At 62.4% G+C, this 21,307-nt stretch carries 19 protein-coding genes; 7 read left to right on the top strand and 12 right to left on the bottom strand.

From position 1 onward, the window contains the following. Positions 1-160: 160 nt before the first annotated feature. The 3 genes from ARUE_RS17760 to ARUE_RS17750 all read right to left on the bottom strand — a co-directional run bounded on the left by ARUE_RS17760 (position 161) and on the right by ARUE_RS17750 (position 3,235). On the bottom strand, positions 161-859 hold the full coding sequence (locus ARUE_RS17760) for an aspartate/glutamate racemase family protein (RefSeq protein WP_011776035.1): 699 nt from the start codon (positions 857-859) through the stop codon (positions 161-163). After that, positions 849-2,288 carry an MFS transporter gene (locus ARUE_RS17755; RefSeq protein WP_014922722.1) on the bottom strand — a complete coding sequence of 480 codons (1,440 nt, stop codon included), beginning with the start codon at positions 2,286-2,288 and terminating at the stop codon, positions 849-851. The genes ARUE_RS17760 and ARUE_RS17755 overlap by 11 nt, the downstream gene beginning before the upstream one ends. A gap of 359 nt (positions 2,289-2,647) precedes the next feature. Further along, positions 2,648-3,235 carry a DinB family protein gene (locus ARUE_RS17750; protein WP_043471486.1) on the bottom strand — a complete coding sequence of 196 codons (588 nt, stop codon included), beginning with the start codon at positions 3,233-3,235 and terminating at the stop codon, positions 2,648-2,650. A 136-nt stretch (positions 3,236-3,371) separates the two neighbouring features. Here ARUE_RS17750 and ARUE_RS17745 point away from each other — a divergent pair, with 136 nt between their 5' ends. Both ARUE_RS17745 and ARUE_RS17740 read left to right on the top strand, forming a co-directional pair. Then, on the top strand, positions 3,372-3,680 hold the full coding sequence (locus tag ARUE_RS17745; RefSeq protein WP_011776032.1) for an MmcQ/YjbR family DNA-binding protein: 309 nt from the start codon (positions 3,372-3,374) through the stop codon (positions 3,678-3,680). A gap of 10 nt (positions 3,681-3,690) precedes the next feature. Continuing rightward, on the top strand, positions 3,691-3,987 hold the full coding sequence (locus ARUE_RS17740) for a hypothetical protein (protein ID WP_014922719.1): 297 nt from the start codon (positions 3,691-3,693) through the stop codon (positions 3,985-3,987). Positions 3,988-4,060: 73 nt separating this feature from the next. On the opposite strand, the gene ARUE_RS17735 is transcribed toward ARUE_RS17740, so the two are convergent. From ARUE_RS17735 to ARUE_RS17720, 4 genes are read right to left on the bottom strand one after another with little or no spacing between them, the layout of a single operon-like run. Continuing rightward, the gene (locus ARUE_RS17735; RefSeq protein ID WP_011776030.1) at positions 4,061-4,873 is read right to left on the bottom strand and encodes a bifunctional allantoicase/(S)-ureidoglycine aminohydrolase; all 813 of its coding nucleotides are present in this window, start codon (positions 4,871-4,873) and stop codon (positions 4,061-4,063) included. Positions 4,874-4,887: 14 nt separating this feature from the next. Next, a complete protein-coding gene (locus ARUE_RS17730; protein WP_014922718.1) occupies positions 4,888-6,150 on the bottom strand; it encodes a DUF6986 family protein in 1,263 nt (420 codons plus the stop codon). A gap of 1 nt (position 6,151) precedes the next feature. Next, a complete protein-coding gene (gene aceB, locus ARUE_RS17725) occupies positions 6,152-7,750 on the bottom strand; it encodes a malate synthase A (RefSeq protein WP_014922717.1) in 1,599 nt (532 codons plus the stop codon). Positions 7,751-7,768: 18 nt separating this feature from the next. Beyond that, a complete protein-coding gene (locus ARUE_RS17720; protein ID WP_011776027.1) occupies positions 7,769-9,169 on the bottom strand; it encodes an NAD-dependent malic enzyme in 1,401 nt (466 codons plus the stop codon). A gap of 221 nt (positions 9,170-9,390) precedes the next feature. Between ARUE_RS17720 and ARUE_RS17715 the strand changes: the two genes are divergently transcribed. Continuing rightward, positions 9,391-10,146 carry an IclR family transcriptional regulator gene (locus tag ARUE_RS17715; RefSeq protein WP_011776026.1) on the top strand — a complete coding sequence of 252 codons (756 nt, stop codon included), beginning with the start codon at positions 9,391-9,393 and terminating at the stop codon, positions 10,144-10,146. Positions 10,147-10,209: 63 nt separating this feature from the next. Here ARUE_RS17715 and ARUE_RS17710 read toward each other — a convergent pair whose 3' ends face one another. The 3 genes from ARUE_RS17710 to pucL form a co-directional block, all read right to left on the bottom strand. Further along, the gene (locus tag ARUE_RS17710; RefSeq protein ID WP_011776025.1) at positions 10,210-10,692 is read right to left on the bottom strand and encodes a DUF2867 domain-containing protein; all 483 of its coding nucleotides are present in this window, start codon (positions 10,690-10,692) and stop codon (positions 10,210-10,212) included. A gap of 214 nt (positions 10,693-10,906) precedes the next feature. Next, positions 10,907-12,415, bottom strand: a complete 1,509-nt coding sequence (locus ARUE_RS17705) for a nucleobase:cation symporter-2 family protein (protein WP_011776024.1) — start codon at positions 12,413-12,415, stop codon at positions 10,907-10,909. A 191-nt stretch (positions 12,416-12,606) separates the two neighbouring features. Next, complete coding sequence (gene pucL, locus ARUE_RS17700; RefSeq protein WP_011776023.1) at positions 12,607-13,521, bottom strand: factor-independent urate hydroxylase; 915 nt, start codon at positions 13,519-13,521, stop codon at positions 12,607-12,609. A 370-nt stretch (positions 13,522-13,891) separates the two neighbouring features. Here pucL and ARUE_RS24500 point away from each other — a divergent pair, with 370 nt between their 5' ends. After that, positions 13,892-14,068, top strand: a complete 177-nt coding sequence (locus ARUE_RS24500) for a hypothetical protein (RefSeq protein ID WP_014922716.1) — start codon at positions 13,892-13,894, stop codon at positions 14,066-14,068. A 243-nt stretch (positions 14,069-14,311) separates the two neighbouring features. Here the strand turns inward: ARUE_RS24500 and ARUE_RS17695 are convergent, their stop codons facing one another. Next, a complete protein-coding gene (locus ARUE_RS17695; RefSeq protein ID WP_014922715.1) occupies positions 14,312-15,250 on the bottom strand; it encodes a type IV toxin-antitoxin system AbiEi family antitoxin domain-containing protein in 939 nt (312 codons plus the stop codon). A gap of 877 nt (positions 15,251-16,127) precedes the next feature. On the opposite strand from ARUE_RS17695, the gene ARUE_RS17685 reads away from it, so the two are divergent. Continuing rightward, on the top strand, positions 16,128-17,177 hold the full coding sequence (locus ARUE_RS17685) for a hypothetical protein (RefSeq protein WP_014922714.1): 1,050 nt from the start codon (positions 16,128-16,130) through the stop codon (positions 17,175-17,177). A gap of 99 nt (positions 17,178-17,276) precedes the next feature. On the opposite strand, the gene ARUE_RS17680 is transcribed toward ARUE_RS17685, so the two are convergent. After that, positions 17,277-18,623 (bottom strand): 8-oxoguanine deaminase, encoded by a 1,347-nt coding sequence (locus ARUE_RS17680; protein ID WP_014922713.1) that lies wholly within the window; start codon positions 18,621-18,623, stop codon positions 17,277-17,279. Positions 18,624-19,036: 413 nt separating this feature from the next. Between ARUE_RS17680 and ARUE_RS17675 the strand changes: the two genes are divergently transcribed. Together ARUE_RS17675 and ARUE_RS17670 are read left to right on the top strand one after the other, a co-directional pair. Then, positions 19,037-19,531 carry a nucleoside deaminase gene (locus tag ARUE_RS17675; RefSeq protein WP_011776019.1) on the top strand — a complete coding sequence of 165 codons (495 nt, stop codon included), beginning with the start codon at positions 19,037-19,039 and terminating at the stop codon, positions 19,529-19,531. A 6-nt stretch (positions 19,532-19,537) separates the two neighbouring features. After that, complete coding sequence (locus ARUE_RS17670; protein WP_011776018.1) at positions 19,538-21,121, top strand: NCS2 family permease; 1,584 nt, start codon at positions 19,538-19,540, stop codon at positions 21,119-21,121. The last annotated feature ends 186 nt before the right edge of the window (positions 21,122-21,307 follow it).

Below are 21,307 nucleotides of genomic sequence, written 5' to 3'. Positions count from 1 at the left end.
TTCGCCTGTTTCCAGCGTGGCGCTGCTATATCAAGGAAGCTTTTCGATTGGCTCAAGTTCCCATCAAGTTTGTTGGGGAGGCTTGCGGGCCCCCTGCATGGTTATTTAAAGCGCCCGACGACGGCACTTGGGTGCCGTCGTCGGGCGCTGCTTTTGTCGTTTAAGACAGGGCCGTGAGCACCAGCTGGCAGGCGCTGGGGATCGGTTGGATGATGTCGACGGCGGTTGCCTTTGCCAGCCGTCGGGCGGTGGCGCTGAGTGGGCCGCCGGCGATGATGACTGCCTCAGCCTTGTCAGACTCCGTGGCTGTCGTGACGGCCTGCGCCAACTCCTGGAACTGACGTTCAGGGTCTGCCGCCAAGACCAAGGGTTCTGACAGCGTCAGGCGGACACCGGTGAACTGCTCCTGGAACCCATGGTCCGCCACCAGCTTGCCCAGGGCGTCCGTCAACAATGGCGTGCTTGTTGCCATGCCGAAGTGACGGAGCGCGCCGTGGGAGTTCTGTGCCGCGGCGTAAACGGAGCCTTGTCCTATGCCGATCACCGGGATGTTGAGTTCGTCGTCCAACTGTGCCCGCCCCGGATCACCAATCGCTGCAACGATCACAGCGGCCACCCGTCCGCCGTCGGGCCCGGAAAGGTAGTTGCGCACAGCATTGCGGACGTGCGCCTCAGACTCGGACAAGGAGACCGGATCCACGATCATGGAAGGCCCGGCGGCTGCGGTAATGCCCACAACCCGGAGACCATGCGGCGCCAGGCTTTCCTCAGCCAGGTCCACCATCATGGTTGTGGTGTTGCCGTTGGTGTTCGGATTGACCAGAAGGACGGTGTCCGGGCTGGGAACGCTAGTGTCCATAGATCGCAGCTTCCTCGTCATCGCCCGGTTCAGCGTCCTCTTCCAGGGGCTTGTTGAAGGTCTCGGGCGGGAATTGGACCACGATCGCCAGGATGACGAACAGCACTGCCAGCGTGGTGAACATACCCGGCAACCCGGCGGAGTCGAACACGGCCCCGGAGATGAGCGGGAACAGGCCTCCGGACAAAGAACCCGCTGCCAGAATGATGGACGTACCGAAACCACGGGTGCGCGTGGGGTAGAGCTCCGGAGCAAATAGCCAGATGGTGGTGTTCAGGATGATCACCGAGAAGTTGAAGAGGACTCCGAAGATCACAACGAGAACGATGTCGGTGGCAAGGAAGGCCATTGACAGCCCGGACAAGCAGCCAAGAATTGCGGCCGCTGTGAGCACTTTCTTCCGGGGCAATCGGCTGGCGAGGTAGGCGGCTGTGCAGGCACCAAGCAATGAACCGGACTGCATGATCAGCGTGAACCAGAGGCTCGTGTTCACGGCATAACCGCGCGACACCAGGATGGTGGGCATCAGCGTCAGCATGGAGATCTGGGCGGCGTAGGACATGCAAACGGCAACGCACAGCAGCACCGTACGCTTGAGGAGCTTGCCGCGGAGGGCATCCTTCCAGTGCCCGGACGATTTCACCACCACAGGATCGGGTACTGCTGTGATGTATGTTTCCGGATCCTTAATGGGGCCGGAGAGCTTGTTGCGGGCAAGGCGGGTGATGACTAGGTTTGCCTCATCGATTTTGCCTTGGGATGCCAGGAAGCGCGGCGTTTCCGGGACGTACCTTCTGAAGAACATCACCAGCAGGGCGGGGATGAACAGCAGGCCGAAAACCCAGCGCCACCTGTCCGGGCCGTCGAAGAGCGTGAAGACGAGGATGCCGAAGGCCGGTGCCAGCATGTTGCCCAGACCCGCCGCGGTGACGTTGATTAGTCCCACTGCGGTGCCGCGGTGTTTGGCGGCGAAGAACTCCGCCATCATGATCACGGCAACGGCTATTTCACCACCGAGCCCGAAACCGACAATGAAGCGGCCTGCGGCCAAAATGGGATAGTTCGGAGCAACGGCGCAGAGCAATGAACCGCCGGCGAAGATGATGAGGTTGATGACCAGCATGTGCCGCCGGCCGTATTTATCGACGATGAGGCCCGTCGCGAGCCGTCCAAGTGCGGTTGCCGTAAACGTCATTGTGTTCAGCAAGCCGATTTCGGTGGCGCCCAATCCCCACGACTGGCGGAGGATGGGTCCGGTGATGCCTACGGCATTTTGTTCGAGGGCGTCGAAGAAGACGCCCAGCAGGATCATGAAGACAATTTGGCGATGTGCGCCAGTCACCCCTATCCGTTGATACGCGCCTTCGATTTGTTTGGCCAGGGATCCGGTCCGCGGTGTTGCAGCCTCCTGGGCAAGGTCTTTTTCCACAGTGCGCTCCTATCTGAGCTCTGAAGGGTTCATTCATTGCCACGCGAATGGTTCCGTCATGCGGAATGCGAATATCACATGAGGGAATGTGATGGAGATTACACTTTGGGATACCAAAAGGCCATGGTTGGCGTGTAAACAGAATGTGACCGGAAGTTCATCGAGGGGTGGGGTCTGCTGCTTTATGAGCCTCTTTAGAACGAATACACCCGAAAGAGGTTGATTTTCGGGCATCGTCGAAGCCAAAGAGGTCTGAAAGTCGCCGCCCTCAACCGCCAAACCTCACTCAAGACAACCCGGGCAATAGTGGCCTGTGAGCCCGTTAGTATGCCAGCGCCTCACAGGCCACCTGTGAAGGTTTAGGCGCTGCTTTCGCCTGCCTGCAGCGCCGCCTGCTCAATACGGGCACGGTGGGCTGCCCATTCTTCCGTGGATCGGCCCGGGATGTTCGGATCGCCCGGTCTCTGCCCAATGTTGCCGTCAATGAGTTCGCGAATAATGTCGGCGTGCCCCGCATGCCTGGACGTTTCCACGCACATGTGGACCAGGATCTGGTGGAGAGTGACGTTCTTCTTCTCATCCGACCACCACGGCACAACGCCGGGAGCGTCCAAAGGGAGGGACTCGATGGTCTGGTCGCTGTGCTTGGCGGAAAAATGGTGAAGCTCCAGGATTTCTTCGCGGCTCTCCGTTGCCGGAACCCACATGTCCGAATCCGGTGCTGCATCGTCGGCAAACCACTGGAGCTCCCTGCCGCTGGGCCGGCCGAAGGTCTCACCGAAATACCCCAATTCCACACTGGCCACATGCTTCACGAGGCCCAGCAGATTGGTGCCCGTGGGTGTCATGGGCCGGCGGGCATCGTATTCGCTCAGCCCATCCAGTTTCCCGAGCAGATCGGTCCTACGGAGGCGCAAATATGTGAGCAGCGTCGCTTTTTCATCCATGGTCAGGACTCTACCGAAGAGGTCCGGGCGCCGGGTTCGCGGGAAACGTGCCAACCAGTCCGATGAGCTCCAGCGTTGTCGCAGCATTCCCGCGATTTCGCTTGTCGCTGCCCCGGGGCGAATGCGACAGTGAACCATGGCCACGGAGGACGACGTAAGACGCATCTGCCTGAGCATGCCCGGAGTCACTGAGCGCCCCAGTTGGGGGCAGCCGGCATGGTTTGCCAAGACCCTCATGGCACGCATGTGGGAGGAGGGCGTCGGCACCGTCAAGACTGAGGAACGGGAAGCGCTCGCAGCCATGCGGCCCGATACCTTCTTCTGGACTCCGCATCACGAGCAATCCCCGAAGCTGATGCTCATCCGGCTGGATAACATCGACGTGGACGAGCTCGACGAACTGCTGCAGGAGTCGTACAGAATCGCCGGCGGGCGCGCAGGCTAGACTCGGCCGCATGGGGGAAAACAACAAACTTGGGGAACAGAGCACACCGCGGCCTGCCCGCAAACCGGCAGCCGTCGTCGTGCCTTTGCTGGGGCTGATCGCTGTGATCGTGGGGCTGATCGTGGCGTGGACCAACCAAAGCACCAGCTTCGGCTGGTTCGCCTACGCACCGTTGAGTGACACTGTCTTCGTCGGGAACGGTGGAGCCATGGTCAGCCAAGGCACACAGCTCGGGCTCGCCGTGACGGTCCTGGGCTTGCTGGTCCTCGCGTTCTGGGCGGGGCGCGCTATCGGCCGCCGCCGCTGAGTTCGCCGGAAAACGGCGAAATCGCCGGGAAGCCTTCAGCGAACTGGCAGCTTTCCGGCGATCTCGGCGCAAATCAGGTGAGCTTCACCTGGCGGTTCATGTCCTTGTACAGCAGGTAGCGGAACTCGCCCGGACCACCGGCGTAGCAAGCCTGCGGGCAGAACGCGCGCAGCCACATGAAGTCGCCGGCCTCCACCTCAACCCAGTCGTTGTTGAGCAAGTACATGGCCTTGCCTTCCAGGACGTACAGGCCGTGCTCCATGACGTGGGTCTCCGGGAAGGGGATCACACCACCGGGCTGGAAAGTGACGATGTTGACCTGCATATCGTGGGCGAGGTCGCTGGAGTCCGTGAAACGGGTGGTCTTCCAGACGTCGTCCGTGTCCGGCATGGAGGTGGGCTCCACGTCCTTCTCGTTGGTGACGAAGGACTTGGCCTCGAAGCCCTCAAGGCGCTCGTAGGCCTTGCGGATCCAGTGGAAGGAGACGATGTCGTCGGAGACGTTCTCCAGGCCCCACTCAGCGCCGGCAGCGAGATAGGCGTAGCCGCCCTCTTCGAGGTGGTGCAGTTCGCCGTCGAGGGTCAGGTTGACCTGGCCCTTGGTGACGAAGATGACGCCTTCAACGCCGGCCTCGAACTCGGCCTTGGGAGCCCCGCCGCCCGGGGCGATTTCGACGATCAGCTGGGAGAACGTGGTGGCGAAGCCGGAGATCGGCCGCGCGATGATCCACGAACGGGTGTTGGAGAACCCCGGCAGGTTGCTGGTGACGATGTCCGTCATGACGCCCTTGGGGATCACCGTGTACGCCTCGGTGACGATTGCCCGTTCGGTGGTCAGTTGGGTCTGCGGCGGCAGACCGCCCTGCGGGTAGTAGTACTTGCCCATGCGAAATGCTCCTATCAGTGCGAAGTTGGTTGCGCGAGCCGCGGGTGCGCCAGTGCGGTCAGCTGTGAAAGTTCGACGCCGGCAAGCGCCTTGACCTCGTCGGTCCCCACTGCGCCGCACTGGACGCCGCGGAGGACGAAGCCGGCCAGGGCGCGGGCGGTGGCGGGCTCATCCATGACGCCGCCTTCGGTGCGCTCCACGTAGTTGCGGAGGCGCAGGGCCGCGGCAGGGAGGCCTTCGCGGTAGAAAGCGTACGATGCCGAGAATCGGCTGGGCAGTTGGGCTGCGTGCAGGTCCCAACCCTGGTAGTAGCCGTTTTCCAGGGAGCGACGAACCAACCGGCCGTGGAGTTTCCAGGCATCTTCCACGGCATCGCCCACGGGGATGATGTTGGTGGAACCGTCGGAGAGGCGGATGCCCGTGCCGGCGACGGCGAGTTGCATGACTTCCTTGGCGAAGTCGGCCACCGGGTGCTCCATGGACTGGTATTCCGCGGAGATTCCCAGTGAAGCGCTGTAGTCGTAGGTCCCGTAGTGCAGGGCGCTGATGCGGCCCGGAACAACGTGGGGGAGCTGCGCCACAGGGGAGGTTCCGTCAGCACCGATGATGAGCTGCGGTGTTTCCACCTGCACCTCAAAGCGGAGCCGGCCAGCGGGAAGCCCGTGGACTTCTTCAAGGCGGGACACCGCGAAGTCCATCGCCTGGACCTGTGCCACCGTGGTGACCTTGGGCAGGGTGAGGATCAAACCGGAAGGTAGTTCGCCTGCCTCAGCCAATGTGGAGACGAACAGGTCCAGCGTCTTCAGCCCGCGGGCCCTGGTGGGCGCTTCGAAGCACTTGAAGCGGATGCCGATGAACGGCGGAGCTGTTCCGGCCGCAACCGCGGCGGCAACAGCCTTGGCGGCAGCAACGGCGTCGGCGTCTTCTGCCTCATCGCCGCGGTCTCCGTAGCCGTCTTCAAAGTCCAAACGGAGGTCCTCGATTGGCTCGGCAGCGAGCTTTGCGGCGACGCGCTCCGCAACAGCGGCAGCCAGATGGGGCTCCTGGCCCAAAAGCTGACCCAGCTTTTCCAGACCGCCGTGAGCTTCCGCCGTCGCCAGTGCCTGTGTGCCCCAATCAGCCACAAAGGTGGGCGTGAAGCGGTCGGCCGGGATGTAGACGGTGTGGATGGGCTGGCGTGAGCCGTCGTCGCCCGGGTAGTTGCGGTCAAGCAACTGGTCCGTCGCCTCGAGCTGGGACTCGATGTGGGCCAGATCGGATGAAGAGAAGGAGCCCATCTCAGCCCACCAGCTCGTACGCGGGAGTGGTGAGGAAGTCCGTGTAATCGTCGGACAAACAGATGTCCTCGATCAGCTTGGATGCCGGCTCGTAGTACTTTGTGAAGTTCTCGTCGCCGAACTCGATGCGCAGGCGCTCGGTCTCTTCGCCCAGGATGCGGGTGACGAGTTCGCGGGTCACAGTGTTGCCCGTGTCTGCGAGGACGGACTTGTTGCGGATCTGCTGCCACACCTGCGAGCGGGAGATTTCCGCTGTCGCTGCATCTTCCATGAGGTTGTGGATGGCAACTGCGCCGCTGCCGGAGATCCAGACGCCCGTGTAGGCGACGGCGACGTACAGGTTCAGCCGAAGGCCGGCCTCCGTCACGGTACCGCCGGCAGAGGCGACGTCGATGAGCTGCTCGGCCGTGACGTTCACCTCGGGGCGTTGCTTATCGAGCTGGTTGGGACGGTCACCGAGCACGGAGTCAAAGACTTCGCGGCAGGTGGGGACCAAGTCCGGGTGGGCAACCCAGGAGCCGTCGAAGCCGTCGTTTGCTTCGCGGGTCTTGTCGGCACGGACCTTGTCGAAGGCGGCGGCGGTGACGTCCGGCTGCTTGCGGTTGGGGATGACGGCGGCCATGCCACCCATGGCGAAGGCGCCGCGCTTGTGGCAGGTCTTGACCAGCAGTTCGGTGTAGGCGCGCATGAACGGTGCCGTCATGGCAACAGTGGCGCGGTCCGGGAGGACGAACTCTTCACCGGCATCACGGAAGTACTTGATGATGCTGAAGAGGTAGTCCCAGCGCCCGGCGTTCAGGCCCGAGGCGTGGTCGCGGAGTTCGTAGAGGATCTCGTCCATTTCGAAAGCTGCAGGGATGGTTTCGATGAGCACGGTGGCGCGGACGCTGCCTTGGGGGATGCCCAGGAAGTCCTGTGCGAAAACGAAGACGTCGTTCCAGAGGCGGGCTTCCAGATGGCTCTCCATCTTGGGCAGGTAGTAGTACGGGCCCTGGCCGTTGAGGAGAAGCTGCTTGGCGATGTGGAAGAAGTGCAGGCCGAAGTCCACCAGCGCACCCACGGCGGGTTCGCCGTCGACCAGCAGGTGGTTCTCCTCCATGTGCCAGCCGCGCGGGCGGGCCACAACAACGGCCAGGGGAGCGTCGGTGCGGAGGCGGTATTCCTTGCCTTCGGGCGAGGTGTAGCTCAGGGTTCCCTGGGCGGCGTCGCGGAGGTTGAGGATGGCGTCGATGACGTTGGGCCACGTGGGCGTGCTGGCGTCTTCGAGGTCCGCGAGCCACACCTTGGCGCCGGAGTTCAGGGCGTTGATGGCCATCTTGGCCGGGGTTGCCGGGCCGGTCATCTCGACGCGGCGGTCCTGCAAAGCTGCCGGTGCCTCGGCGACCTTCCAGTCGCCGTCGCGAATTTCCTGGGTCTCCGGGAGGAAGTCCAGCCGGCTGGTGTCGGCAACCTTCTGACGCTTGACCTGCCGGGCCTCAAGGAGCTCGTTGCGGGTACCGGCGAAGCGCTTGTGCAGTTCCTCGATGAAGGCCAGTGCCTTGGGGGTAAGGATTTCCTCGGCGCGATCGATCGGCCGGGGATCGGTGACTGTGATAGCCATGTGAGCGGATTCCTTTTTCTAGAGTGCGCTGGCGGCGTTGGCGTGCGCAGCGTTGGCTACGGCGGTGGCCACATCGGCGGCAACATGGGGATCGAAGACGCTGGGGATAATGTAACTCGCGTTGAGCTCATCGTCAGCTACCCGGTTGGCAATTGCCTCGGCAGCGGCCACCAGCATGTTCGGCGTGATGTCCGAGGCCCCAGCGTCCAACAGGCCCCGGAAGAAGCCGGGGAAGGCCAGCACGTTGTTGATCTGGTTCGGGAAGTCGCTGCGGCCGGTAGCAACCACGGCTGCGTGCTTGGACGCGACAACGGGGTCGATTTCCGGCGTCGGGTTGGCCATGGCGAACACAATCGCGTCCTCGGCCATCGAAGCGACCTGCTCTTCGCCGATCACGTGCGGGGCGCTGACGCCGATGAAGACGTCCGCTCCCTTGAGGGCGTCGTGCAGGGTTCCGGAGAAGCCTTCTTGGTTGGTGTTCGCGGCGATCCAGCTGCGGTGCTCGTCGTTGTATTCCTCGCCGGAGTGGATGGCGCCGGAGCGGCCAGCGGCGATGATGTGCTGCGCGCCCTGGGCCTTGAGGAGCTGGATGATGGCCGAGCCGGCAGCGCCGACGCCCGAAACCACGATCTTGACCTCGGACAGCTTCTTGTCCACAACACGGAGGGCGTTGACCAGGGCAGCGAGGGTGACGATCGCGGTGCCGTGCTGGTCATCGTGGAACACCGGGATGTCGAGTTCTTCGCGGAGGCGGTTCTCGATTTCGAAGCAGCGCGGTGCGGCGATGTCTTCGAGGTTGATGCCACCGTAAACGGGGGCCATGGCCTTGGCGATCATGATGATTTCTTCGGTGTCCTGGGTGTCCAGGCAGACGGGCCAGGCGTCAACGTTGGCGAACTGCTTGAAGAGCGCAGCCTTGCCTTCCATCACGGGAAGGGCAGCGGCGGGGCCGATGTTGCCCAGGCCCAGAACGGCTGAACCGTCGGTGAGGACGGCGATGGTGTTGCGCTTGACCGTCAGGTTGCGGGCTGCGGCCGGGTCCTCAGCAATGGCCATGCAGACGCGGGCGACGCCGGGAGTGTAGGCACGCGAGAGGTCGTCACGGTTGCGCAGGGCTACTTTGGGGACGACTTCGAGCTTGCCACCGAGGTGCATGAGGAAGGTGCGGTCCGAGACGTGCTGGACGGTGACGCCGTCGAGGGCGTTCAGGGCATCCTTCACGCGGCCTGCGTGGTCGTCGTCCGTGGTGTTGCAGGTGACGTCAACAACGATCGTCTCGTGGTGGGATTCCGTGACGTCCAGTGCGGTGATCGCTGCACCGGCTGCGCCGACGGCTGCTGCCAGTTCACTGGTAGCTGTGAAGCTCGACGGTGCGGCGACGCGCAGGGTGATCGAGTTTCCGGGGCTCGGATTCGCCATTGAAATTCCTCCTGTAAGGCCCGTTCCCGGGCCGCCGTTCCAAACTGAATGTTTTCGTATTATGGATATTATTATCTACAAAGTGGAAACACAACCCCCTGCTTGGTCATGTTTGGCGTCATCGCGCAGGTGCGGGTTGTGCTGTATGTTGGGTGTTCTAAGCAATTCTTTTCACGATGCGGATAAGAGTTGTCGGAATCTGAGTCATTGGAGACAAGGGAATGGCTGAAAAAGCCTCCGGAGGCGTGCAGTCCGTTGAGCGCGTCTTTGAACTGCTGGAACTGATCACGGACGCAGGCGGCGACGTCACCCTGAGCGAACTTTCGTCGTCCACGGACCTCCCCCTGCCCACCATCCACCGCCTGCTCCGCACGTTGGTGTCCCTCGGCTACATCCGTCAGCTGCCCAACCGCCGCTACGCTTTGGGCCCTCGGCTCATCCGCCTGGGTGAAGGCGCCAGCAAGCAGCTCGGAGCCGTGGCCCGGCCGCAGCTGAAGACCCTCGTGGAGCGCCTCGGCGAGACCTCCAACATGGCCGTCCTCGACTCGGACATGGTCATCTACGTGGCCCAGGTCCCGTCCATGCACTCCATGCGCATGTTCACCGAGGTTGGGCGCCGCGCCCACACGCACGACACCGGAGTCGGAAAAGCCATCCTCGCCCAGCTGGATGACGAAGTTGTCCGCGGCATCGTGGCCCGCACCGGCATGCCCACTCCCACGGCCAAGAGCATCGGCGACATCGACTCCCTCCTGGCAGATCTCAAGCTCATCCGCGAACGTGGCTACTCCATTGACGAGGAAGAGCAGGAGCTCGGCGTCCGCTGCTTCGCCATGGCCGTGCCTAACGCGCCCACGCCCACCGCGATCTCCGTGTCCGGACCGATCACCCGCGTTGACCAGAGCTTCGCTGACCGCGCCGTGCCCATGCTGCGCGAGGCTGCCATGGCGATCTCCGCGGAGCTCAACCAAAACTAGCTTTCCCACTTCGCCGAGTTGGCATTTGATGGCAATGTTCTTCACGAACATTGCCATCTTTTGTTATGTCGGCGAGGGTTTTGAGCGGGTGGCCTTCTTCAGCATGGAGTTCACCACGATCGGATGAACGGGCCGCACGACGCCGAAGTACAGTCTCCCGCGCCACCCTTTAAGTTCGACGGCGGTAGTCACCCTGATCAGTCGGCTCACAGGATCAACCCCGACGGCGGCCGCGAAGTTCAGGTGCTTGTCCCGGACAAAGATCAGGGCTTCTTCGCCCGACTGGTCGGTCACCTTGAACGTGTCCTGAGGCGCCCTGGGAATTCCGATCAAGGGCACAAGCGCCTGACGCAAGCCCATTGCCCCGGCGACCCAACGGGGCATGGACTCCAAGGAGAACAACCGCTCCGCCCATTCCGTGGGGTCCGTGCCGGCGCCGTTCGGGAGAGTGGCCAGGCAAACGTCCGCATAGTCCGGCCTCGGGATCTCGCGGAAGGCCAGCGAGTGGAAGCAGGGCGCTTGGTTGGTCATGGGCTTCTCGGTCATGGCCTGATCCTACGGTGAGTGCTGTGCGATCCTGAGTGCTGTGCGATCTTGGGTCCTGGGCGAGGCGAGTGCTTGCGAAGGCGGGCTCCCCGTGCGGGTGAGTGCCGGCGTCGTACATGCCCCGAGGGGCGACCCTCCCCCCGCGAGGCGACAAAAGGCGGCAGTGTCCCCCAAGGAAAACACTGCCGCCTGCTGTCATCCGCGCGTGCGGAAGCTAGTGCTCTGAAGCGCTGGATGCCTTGAGTGGGACTTCCTTGCCGTCGGCGTCGATCAGCTTGCCGTTCTCAAAGCGGTCGCCCTCGCTGAGGCACTTGATGTCCTCTTCGCTGACAATCCGGTCAGTGCCCGCCACGAACACCGACTGGTTGTCCGAGTTGCCGGCCTTGAAGTGGTTGAAGAGGATGTTCAGAAGGATGGCCATGACGGCTGCCGAGCTGATGCCGGAGTGGAAGATCGTCGAGAACCAGGACGGGAACTCGTCGTAGAAGGAAGGTGCCGCGATGGGGATCATGCCGAATCCGATTGAGGCCGCCACGATGATCAGGTTCATGTTGTTCTTGTACTCCACCTTGGCCAGGGTGCGGATACCGCTGGCTGCCACCGTACCGAAAAGCACGACGCCGGCGCCGCCCAGGACGGGCGTCGGAACCGCTGCGACTACACGGCCCAGGATCGGCAGGAGGCCCAGGACCACCAGGATGAGGCCGCCGGCGCTGACAACGAAGCGGCTCTTGATGCCCGTGATGGCAACGAGGCCAACATTCTGTGCGAAGGCACTCTGGGTGAAAGAGTTGAACAACGGGGAGATGGCGCTGGAGAGCATGTCGGCGCGGAGGCCGTCGCCGATGCGGCGGGAGTCAACCTTGGTGTCCACGATCTCGCCCACTGCGATGATGTCGGCCGAGGTTTCGGTCAAGGTCACCAGGATGACAATGAGCATGGAGATGATGGCAGCGATTTCAAAGGTGGGAGCGCCGAAAGCGAAGGGCGTGGGGAAAGCGACGATGTCACCCTGGCCCACCTTGGAGAAGTCAGCCATGCCGGCGATGAAAGCGATGATGGTACCGATGACCATGGCCAGCAGGATGGAGAGTCGGGAAATGGCGGCGTTGCCAACCTTGCTGAGGAGAAGGACCACGCCCATGGTGGCTGCTGCGAGGCCGATGTTGGCCATGCTGCCGTAGTTGTCAGCCTTGGCGTTGCCGCCCATGGCCCAGTTGGCCGCCACCGGCATCAGCGTGAGGCCGATGGTGGTGATCACCGTGCCGGTGACCACAGGCGGGAAGAACTTGATGATCTTGGAGAACAAGGGAGTGATCGCCAGGCCAATGAGCGAGGCCACGATCACGGAGCCGAACACCGCCTGGATCCCGCCGCCACCTTGGACGATTGCCACCATGGTGGAGACACCGGCGAAGGAAACACCCTGAACCAGCGGCAACTGCGAGCCGAACCACGGGATGCCCACCGTCTGAAGGATGGTGGCCAGGCCGCCCACGAACAAACAAGCGGCGATGAGGAGGCCGATGTCCTGCGAGGACATGCCTGCGGCGGCACCGATGATCAGCGGGGGTGCAATGATTCCGCCGTACATGGTGAGGACATGCTGGAAGCCGTAGGCGAAGGTGCTTCCGATGGAGAGTCGCTTGTCCTCGGGCCGTTCCGGCTTGTTCGTCTGCGAAGCGGTGGTATTCGCAGAGCGGGATTTCTTCTTGATGTTCATGGCAGACTTTCTGGGTTCATGGCAGACGTCTTCGTCTGGCTAACTGTGTCTGGCTAACAAATCTTTGGGTTGTTTTTGGGGTTGGGTTTGTGTGCAGGTCCGGCCTTGACGGGGCGCCGTTGGGGGGACCTGCACACAAACCCTTGAGATGGTGCGGGTTTAGTCCGGCTTAGTCCGCGTTTGGTGCGGGTTTAGCAGAAGCCGGCGATGCCGCTCCATGCCACCGGTGCAGCCTCGATGTTCTCGCGCTGGACGGTTGCTTCGATGAGGCCGTACGGGCGATCCGCGGCGAAGAAGACCTCGTTGGGGTTGTCCAGGCCGAACGGGCTCAGGTCAACCAGGAAGTGGTGCTTGTTGGGCATGGAGAACTTGATCTCGTCCACTTCGCTGTGAGCTTCCAGGACCTTCTTGCCCATGTCGAACAGCGTCTGCTGCAGTGCGTGGGAGTAGTTCTCGGTGAAGCCTTCAAGCAGGAGTGCCTTGATGTCCTCGTAGCTCTTGTTGAAGTCCGTGCCGGCGAAGTCCAGGTTGGTGTTGTAGCGCCAGCGGGCGGATACGTCGGTGGCCAGGATGCGGTCGGTGGTCTCCGGCAGGGTTGTGTACTTGTCGCGCGGGTAGCCGACAAAACCGGACTGCGTGGTCTTCAGGACGGTCAGGTCCTTGAGGCCGCTGATGAGGTGTGTGGTTGCGCCATCACGGACGACGACGGCGGTACGCACCTCTTGTCCGTTGCGGACGAAGCTGTGGTCGTGTCCCTCGCCGTGGGCCTGGATGCGATCCCAGCTGTAGGCTTCGGCTTCCCAGCGGCCGCCGGTGACCCAGTCGAATCCGCCAGTGAAGTGGTCTGCGAGGCGAAGCAGGAAGGACTCGGGTGAGCCGATGCCTTCACGGGCAAAGGCGTAGACCGTGTTCTTCTGAGTGTCGGTGGCAACGACGTGTCCGTTGTCGCCTTCGAGGTGGGCCGCCTGGAAGTCGCCGCGCAGCTGCGAGGTGACGTTCAAGTCTTCGATGTGGTGGCGGTCAGTATCCCGGGTGACCTTGACGACGCGGACTTCTGCTTTGCCGTACTGGTTTTCGCCGAGGACGATGTTGTTGCTCATGGTCATATCCCAACTTCTGTGAGGTGGAACCTAGGTTCCATCAATGAAATTAAGCGCGTGTTTCCACTGCGTTTCTGGTGGAGCCGACCCAACAAAAAAGAGCCGACATCCATTGATGCCAGCTCATTACGACCCTGCCTGCTGCTCTCAGGTTACGTGACGTACGCCACGAACTCATTCGAGAGTAGCGCACTAATTCGACTTGTGTATACGGGTTCCGGCGGATCGTTATGAACCATCCAAATGTGACCGGGGCAACTCAGTTTGGCTTCTCGGGGGTCTTGACGCTTGCTTTGACGCCTGCCTACACTTTCCACATAACAATAAAAGTTTTCCGAAGAGCGGAAACTGCTTGCATGAGAAAGAGGAGGAACAGATGGACTCGAAGGATACGAACAACGTCGTGGAATTCCCGGCGCCGGGTCAGGAGCTGTACCTGCCTTTCGGTGCGACAGATCCGGACTTCTACATTCCGGCCGATTGTGACCGCAAAGCCGGCGGGTTCTCCCGTTGGCTGCGCGCACTCCCGGTGTTCGGCCGGCAGCGCCCCTAGGATCTTTCCGTCCTCAGCGGCCCCCCTTTCCTCGCAAGCTCGGACAGGGAACCCTGCCGCTGCGGGAATTTTCAGGAGCGCGGACTCTGCGCAACAGAGCCAAAGAGGCGGGCGATACCTGGGGAGGTATTGCCCGCCTTTCCGTTGCCCTTGCGCCTCTTCCTCTCCGCCACCGTTTCGTGGGTTCCCTGCTCACTATGCCGTGCCCACGGCACTGTTGGCAGTGAACCCCCGAATCCGGCGCTAGCTTGTTCCCCGCAAAACTCTCAGCACCCTGGTCTTGAACTCCTGTTCCTTGAACAGTTGCTGCCACTTGATGCGAATGAACCTCCAGCCAAGCTCGGTCAAGGCCTTTTCGCGCAGCCGCTCCTGGTAGATCACCTCGTCAGTAGGGGCGTAGTCGAAGTACTTCACCCTCCCATCGAACTCCAAGGCAACCTTCCTTTTCTTCCATGCAAAGTCCAGCCGATGGCGACCTTCCGGTGACGCGACCTCCACCTGCGATTCGGGAAGTTCGATCCCCAACCGCTGGAGCAACTCCCGGGTGAGGGTTTCCCCGGGGGACTCTGACCTTGCATCCGCATTCTCCAAGACCCGGCGAAGAGTGAGCACTCCGTTGCGGCCGGCCATCAACGTGCACATTTGCTGAAGCTTCACAGGATCTGCGCCCTTTCTGAGAGCATGGTCCATCAGGACCAAGGCTTGTTTGTAGCTCAGCATCCGGCAGCAATCCACCACGGTTTGTTCCACGGTGGTGCAAGGCATGCCCCTCACAAAAACAACGTCGCCAGGCACCGCCAGCGAACGTGTGTGCGGAACAACATCCCCGCCGTGTGACGTGGATGAGGTGGTTGTCTCCGTGGTGATGTGGATTTTGTCATCCACGTTCCATAGGAAGAGGCCATGGAGGCGCGCGGCCGAGGTGTGGCTGTAGACCAAGCTTCCGGCCGACGTCGTAAGTGTCCCGTGTGCGTGCGCGGCGATGAGTTGCAGACTGCGGATCCATGGCTTTTGGGCTGTCCAGGTGCTGCCTCTGATATAGCAACCGCGCCGTAGGCGCACCAGCTCGCCGGAACGGACAAGCATGGCAATTCTTCGATGGTGGATCCCCGCTTCATACAGCTCGTTGGTTCGCCACAAATCCATTCCCGGGGGCAGTTGGTCATGAGTGCTGTTGGTCATGAGTCAAGACTGGAACGAGCGGGAAAGCCGGCACAGGGGCGGGTTTGTCTATGTGGAGAACCCGTTCAGATGGTTCCCTGCTCAGGATGCTGTGCGCACGGCATCCTGAGCAGGGAACCATCTAAACCAGCGGCATGGCGGATGTGGGCTTCCCGTATGCTGAGTCGACGACCACCTACGGGCATTTGGTCGTCGCGGCCCTGACCGGACACGGGCCGCAACATCTCGCTCGAACGGCACCGGCTACAGGCGGCGCACGGCAGAGATCGAGAATCCGACGCGCATCGCCGCGCCGTGCCGGGCAATGTCCCGGCTGAAACCCTGCCAAGGCAGGTGGCGAAAGAGCCGGCTGGGGAGACGGCACCGAGGCAGCTCAATGTGGCTGCCCTGCAAAAGGAAATACAAGTCATGAAACTCAAGGTCTCAATATTCGTGGCGGTGATGGCGTTGGCTCTTTCCGGGTGCACAACGCCTGAGCCGCAGCCCACGCCGTCGGTAACTACCTCGGCACCCATACCGTCCAGTAGCACTACCCCGACCCCGACGGCGACGGCGACGGTCACCCCGACGGCGACCGTCACGCCGACCCCGACGGCGACGGTCACCCCGACGGCGACGGTCACCCCGACGGCGACCGTCACCCCGACCCCGACGGCGACGGTCACCCCGACGGCGACCGTCACTCCGACCCCGACCGGCGACGGTCACCCGACCCCGACGGCGACCGTCACGCCGACCCCGACGGTCACCCGACCCGACCCCGACGGCGACCTCGGGCACCCTCTCCAACCTGGCTCGGATTCCCTGGGATGGTGGACCAGGGTACTGGACCAAGTTCCCGGGTGCGGCCAGGCTGAACAACCCCAACCTGTTCCCCGTGAGCGTCTTTTTCGGGAAACCGGAGCACGCCGCCCGGTTGAAGGACCTTGGCGTAAATGTGTATCAGGAGGCAGAGCACGATGGCTCCACGATGACGTCCATCACTGACACCGGAATGCTCGTCATCGCCGGTCAGGAGTGGACACGTTCCGAGGTGGGCGCCAACGACGGCGTTGTCGCCTGGGCGACCTTTGACGAGTGCGACATGGGCTTGGGTTGTTCCGGGAGCAATACCCAGGAGAACTTGCAGCAGATGACCAATCTTGTGGAGAAGATACGCGCGTATGGTGACGGCCGGCCCATCAACGCCAATTACAGCAAAGGCATCTTGGGGACGTGGTGGGCCAGTGGGACCATGGACGATTTCTTGGCGGCCGTGGATTTCGCTTCCGTCGATAACTATGCCTATACCAGCCCGCCTGTGGGAGATGCTTTCAGAGCTTCCCCTGCGTGGCCCGAAGGTGCCAACCCGGCGGTCAGTGCAGCGTATGGCTGGCAGGTTGACCGGATGCGGTCCTTCCAGGCAACCCCTGGCGAGAAACCGAATTGGCTGTTCGTGGAATCGGCTCGGCCGTACCTGGGTGAGTCGAACGCCAGGACCATAACCCCGGAGCAGATGGAGGGTGCCATGTGGTCCGGCATCATCCACGAAGCGCGCGGTATCAGCATCTTCCAACACAACAATGATCCGGCGTACGGTAACTATTCTTTGGTGGACATTCCTGATGATCGCAGGGCGAAGATCAAGGCCGCGCTGGCAGGGATCCAAGCGTTGGCTCCTGTCCTCAACACACAAAGCTATGAGTGGAACGCGGGAGCTGCGGGCACTGACACCATGCTCAAGGCCAAGGACGGCAGCGCGTACCTTTTCGCAGGCATCGGGCTAAACGGTGCTCCGGGCTCAAAGACGTTCACGCTTCCCGCCGGGATCACCGGTAACCAGGTGGAAGTGGTGGGCGAAGGCCGGACTATCCAGGTAACGGAAGGCAAGTTCACTGATTCGTTCGCGAACGAGTACACGCATCATATTTACAAGATCACGATCTAGCTGAGCCGAGCAATTCGATGGTTCCCTGCAAAAAGTGCCGGGCGATCGGCATCCTGAGCAGGGAACCATCGAATCGGGCGAGGCCTCAGCACGCCAGAGCTACCCCGCCACCAGCTTCCGCGCCGCGGCCGAGTGCTCAGCGATGAGCCCGGCCACGTCCAGCCCGGGGATCGCGCCGTCCACCACGCGCCAGGAACCGCCCACCATCACACGGTCGGCGCGGTCCGCTCCGCAGAGCAGCAACGCAGCGACGGGATCGTGGCTGCCGGAGAATCGCAGCTCATCGGGCTTGAACAGCGCAAGGTCGGCCTGCATCCCCGGGGCTAACTGGCCAATGTCGGATCGACCCAGCACCGCAGCGGACCCACGGGTCGCCCAGCCGAGCGCCCGCTCCACGGGAACGGAGGCGCCGTAGCGGAGCCGCTGCAGATACAGGGCTTGCCGAGCTTCGAGGATCATGTTGGAAGCATCGTTCGACGCCGACCCATCCACCCCCAGCCCCACAGGAACACCTGCGGCCTCCAGTTCCAAGACGCGCGCGGTCCCGGAGGCGAGGCGCATGTTGGAGGTGGGGCAATGCGCGACGGCGGTGCCCGCGGCTCCCAGCCTGGCGATCTCGTCGTCATTGAAGTGGATGCCGTGTCCAAGCCAGGTGCGGGAGCCCAACCAGCCCACGGATTCCAGGTAGTCCACGGTCCGCAGCCCGAACATGGAGCGGCAGAAGTCTTCCTCGTCGATGGTCTCGGCAAGGTGGGTGTGGAGCCGGACATCGAATCGTTCGGCCATGGCTGCGCTCTCGGCCATGATTTCCTTGGTCACCGAGAACGGGGAGCACGGGGCAAGGGCGATCTGCACGACAGCCCCGTCACCCGTTTCGTGGTACTGACGAATCAGCCTTTCGCTGTCCGCAAGGATCGCCTCGGGTGACTGGACCGTGGTCCTGGGCGGCAGCCCGCCGTCGTCCTCTCCCAAGGTCATGGACCCGCGGGTCAGCGTGGCTCGCATCCCCATGGCCCGGACGGCGGCCACTTCAATGTCGATGGCGTCTTCCATGCCGTCGGGGAAGAGGTAGTGGTGGTCGGCGGCGGTGGTGCAGCCCGAAAGCAGCAGCTCGGCCAGCGCGACCTGCACGGCGAGCTCAAGGCTCCGTGGGGTGAGTCGTGCCCAGACGGGGTAGAGGTTTTGCAGCCACGGGAACAGCGGTGCGTTGGCCACCGGACCCCAGGCGCGGGTGAGGGTTTGGTAGAAGTGGTGGTGCGTGTTGATGAGCCCGGGAAGGACAACATGCGCCGAGGCATCGAAGACGGCACATGGCACAGACGGCTGCCCGCCTGAAGGCACCAGTTCAATGATGGTGCCGGAGTCGGAAACCACCAAGCCGCCGCCGGCGTCGAGGTCGTTTGCGGTGAAGATACCCAGCGGGTTCTTGATCCAAAGGGGGGTCATTGCAGGTTCCTTGTCTGGTCGGCGTGTACGCGTTCCAGCTCAGTTAGGCCCTGTCTGCTGATCCAGGTTTCCGGCCCCGCCATAGAGCGGTCCGGTCCCCTCAGCGTAAAATGCACGACGGCGGCCGTCAACGCCTGCGGGCGGGCTGCGGTCACATTCGGGCACCAGGACCGCTGAGTAAGTAATTTCGCATGACGAAATTAAATTTTCAAAAAACTATGGCGCGGCTCACAAACCTGGTGCTACGCTCTAACTGCCAAAGGCGGGCACCCGGACCTCGGGAAGCTATCTACCAGGCGCAACTTAACCTTCATCGCACATGCTGAAGCCTGGTAACCAAGCTAACTGGAGCTCCTCTCTGTAGCGCCCCCAAACAGGTCACCTGGCTTCCTCAGCACTAAGGAAGTCGCAACATGAGTACAACCGTCACGGCCGAGCAATTCCTGGCCACATCCATTGAGCTGGCAACAGCCAATGTCCTCAACAGTGGAGGCCCCTTCGGCGCCGTCATTGTCACCGCGGACGGACGAGCCTTCGAAGGCGTCAACCGCGTCACCGCCACGAACGATCCCACCGCCCACGCAGAAGTCACGGCCATCCGTAATGCCTGCCGCGAACTGGGAACTTTCGATCTCAGCGGAGCAACCCTCTACACCAGCTGCGAGCCATGCCCCATGTGCCTGGCCTCTGCACTCTGGGCACGCGTTGACCGCGTGTTTTTTGCCGCAGACCGTCACGACGCCGCATCCGTCGGCTTCGACGACGCCGTCTTCTACGAGTACTTCGAGAACGACAACCGGGACGCGCTGATGCCGGTAGCCAAGCTGGAACTGGGCGACCCCCAGGCTCCGGAGGCCCTCCAGCCGTTCAACACATGGAACACGCTTGATTCCAGGATTGATTACTAGGGCCCGGTGGCTGACATGGAAAGCCTGGATACCGCAGAAATGCAAGAAGCAGCTGAAAAGCAGGCTGCGCTCTTCCCCAACGGTGGCAAGAGCGCAGAGCCCACAGCGGCAAAGCACACGGCAACCGGCCTGGCAGATGGCAACAAGAAGCCGCCGGTGTCGAACTCCTTCCTGGATAAGTTCTTCCAGATCTCCAAGCGTGGCTCCACGTTGGCCCGCGAATTCCGCGGCGGCTTGGTCACGTTCTTCACCATGGCGTACATCGTCATCCTCAACCCGCTCATCCTGGGCGGCTTCTCGGCAGAAAACGCCCCTACGGACGTTGCCGGCGGCTGGCTCTCGGCTGCACAGGTTGGCGCCGTCACCGGCCTGACTGCCGGCGTCATGACCATCATTTTCGGTCTGGTGGCCAACCTGCCCTTCGGCCTTGCAGCCGGTCTGGGCATCAACTCCTTCCTTGCCGTCGCGGTCATTCAGGAAGTCACATGGCCGGAAGCCATGGGCCTGGTGGTCATCAACGGCATCCTGATTGTCCTCTTCGGTGCTACCGGAGCCCGGACGGCGATCTTCAAGGCAGTCCCCAAGGAGCTCAAGGCCGCCATCACTGTTGGCATCGGCCTGTTCATTGCCTTCATCGGCTTCGTTGACTCCGGCTTTGTCCGCGCCACCACGGGCGGTCCGCCGGTTCAGCTCGGAGACAACGGCTCCATTACCTCCATCCCCACCCTTGTCTTCATTGTTGGACTGCTGACCATGGGCATCCTCGTGGCACGCAAGATCCAGGGCGGCCTGCTGATCGGCATCGTCGCTACCACCGTCCTCGCCGCAGTTGTCGAGGCTGTGTTCCACATTGGCCCAGGCAGTGCCGACAACCCCGGCGGCTGGCACCTCAACGTCCCCATCTTGTCGAGCCAGCTGGTTTCGGTCCCGGATTTGAGCTTGGTGGGTCAGTTCGATCTCTTCGGCTCATTCGCCAGGATCGGCGGATTGGCTGCCACCATGTTGGTCTTCACCTTGGTGTTCACCAACTTCTTCGACGCCATGGGGACCATGACCGGTCTGGCCAAGAGCGCAGGCGTGGCTCATAAGGACGGCACGTTCCCCAAGCTGAAGTCGGCCTTCATCGTTGAAGGCATGGGCGCAGTGGTGGGTGGCGCAACGTCCGGTTCGTCCAACACCGTGTATATCGATTCGGCGGCGGGCATCGGCGAAGGCGCACGGACCGGCTTGGCTTCGGTGGTTACCGGCTTGCTGTTCCTGGGTTCCATGTTCTTCACCCCGCTCACCTCGGTGGTGCCGCTGGAAGTAGCTGCTGCAGCACTTGTAGTGGTTGGCGCGATGATGATGGCGCAGATCCGCGAGATCAAGTTCACCAAGTTCTCCATAGCACTCCCGGCGTTCCTGACTATCGTGACCATGCCGCTGACGTACTCCATCGCCAACGGCATCGGTGTCGGATTCATCTCCTTCGCCGTCATCAGCGCGGCGTCGGGCAAGGCCAAGAAGGTCCACCCGCTCATGTGGGTGGTCACGGCGGGCTTCATCATCTACTTCGCCCGGGGCCCCATCAATGCCCTGATGGGCGTCTAGCCCACACCTGCCCGGTAACCGGGCGCACCCCGCACCGGCGGGCACAATTCCGGTACTCCGATCGACGGTCCGTCGGTACCCACCGCACGAATAGGCGTCCGTCGTCGTCGTCCCTCTCAACAGGCACGACGGCGGGCGGCGGCCCTGATGATTCAGGGAAGGGCGCCGACGCTCCGTCAGGGAACG

The sequence above is a fragment of the Arthrobacter sp. Rue61a genome (genome assembly GCF_000294695.2).
In the GTDB taxonomy this organism is placed as follows: Bacteria; Actinomycetota; Actinomycetes; order Actinomycetales; family Micrococcaceae; genus Arthrobacter; species Arthrobacter aurescens_A.
The sequence above is the reverse complement of the archived record's forward strand: the minus strand, read 5'-3'. Positions and strand labels throughout refer to the sequence as shown.

What these genes read in the sequence shown, in the direction of transcription:
- ARUE_RS17710 (WP_011776025.1), bottom strand. Translation starts at nt 10,692, where the DNA reads ATGACCGAGAAGCCCATGACCAACCAAGCGCCCTGCTTCCACTCGCTG.
- ARUE_RS24500 (WP_014922716.1), top strand. Translation starts at nt 13,892, where the DNA reads ATGGACTCGAAGGATACGAACAACGTCGTGGAATTCCCGGCGCCGGGT.
- ARUE_RS17705 (WP_011776024.1), bottom strand. Translation starts at nt 12,415, where the DNA reads ATGAACATCAAGAAGAAATCCCGCTCTGCGAATACCACCGCTTCGCAG.
- aceB (WP_014922717.1), bottom strand. Translation starts at nt 7,750, where the DNA reads ATGGCTATCACAGTCACCGATCCCCGGCCGATCGATCGCGCCGAGGAA.
- ARUE_RS17730 (WP_014922718.1), bottom strand. Translation starts at nt 6,150, where the DNA reads ATGGGCTCCTTCTCTTCATCCGATCTGGCCCACATCGAGTCCCAGCTC.
- ARUE_RS17675 (WP_011776019.1), top strand. Translation starts at nt 19,037, where the DNA reads ATGAGTACAACCGTCACGGCCGAGCAATTCCTGGCCACATCCATTGAG.
- pucL (WP_011776023.1), bottom strand. Translation starts at nt 13,521, where the DNA reads ATGACCATGAGCAACAACATCGTCCTCGGCGAAAACCAGTACGGCAAA.
- ARUE_RS17760 (WP_011776035.1), bottom strand. Translation starts at nt 859, where the DNA reads ATGGACACTAGCGTTCCCAGCCCGGACACCGTCCTTCTGGTCAATCCG.
- ARUE_RS17735 (WP_011776030.1), bottom strand. Translation starts at nt 4,873, where the DNA reads ATGGGCAAGTACTACTACCCGCAGGGCGGTCTGCCGCCGCAGACCCAA.
- ARUE_RS17720 (WP_011776027.1), bottom strand. Translation starts at nt 9,169, where the DNA reads ATGGCGAATCCGAGCCCCGGAAACTCGATCACCCTGCGCGTCGCCGCA.
- ARUE_RS17745 (WP_011776032.1), top strand. Translation starts at nt 3,372, where the DNA reads ATGGCCACGGAGGACGACGTAAGACGCATCTGCCTGAGCATGCCCGGA.
- ARUE_RS17680 (WP_014922713.1), bottom strand. Translation starts at nt 18,623, where the DNA reads ATGACCCCCCTTTGGATCAAGAACCCGCTGGGTATCTTCACCGCAAAC.
- ARUE_RS17695 (WP_014922715.1), bottom strand. Translation starts at nt 15,250, where the DNA reads ATGACCAACAGCACTCATGACCAACTGCCCCCGGGAATGGATTTGTGG.
- ARUE_RS17750 (WP_043471486.1), bottom strand. Translation starts at nt 3,235, where the DNA reads ATGGATGAAAAAGCGACGCTGCTCACATATTTGCGCCTCCGTAGGACC.
- ARUE_RS17715 (WP_011776026.1), top strand. Translation starts at nt 9,391, where the DNA reads ATGGCTGAAAAAGCCTCCGGAGGCGTGCAGTCCGTTGAGCGCGTCTTT.
- ARUE_RS17740 (WP_014922719.1), top strand. Translation starts at nt 3,691, where the DNA reads ATGGGGGAAAACAACAAACTTGGGGAACAGAGCACACCGCGGCCTGCC.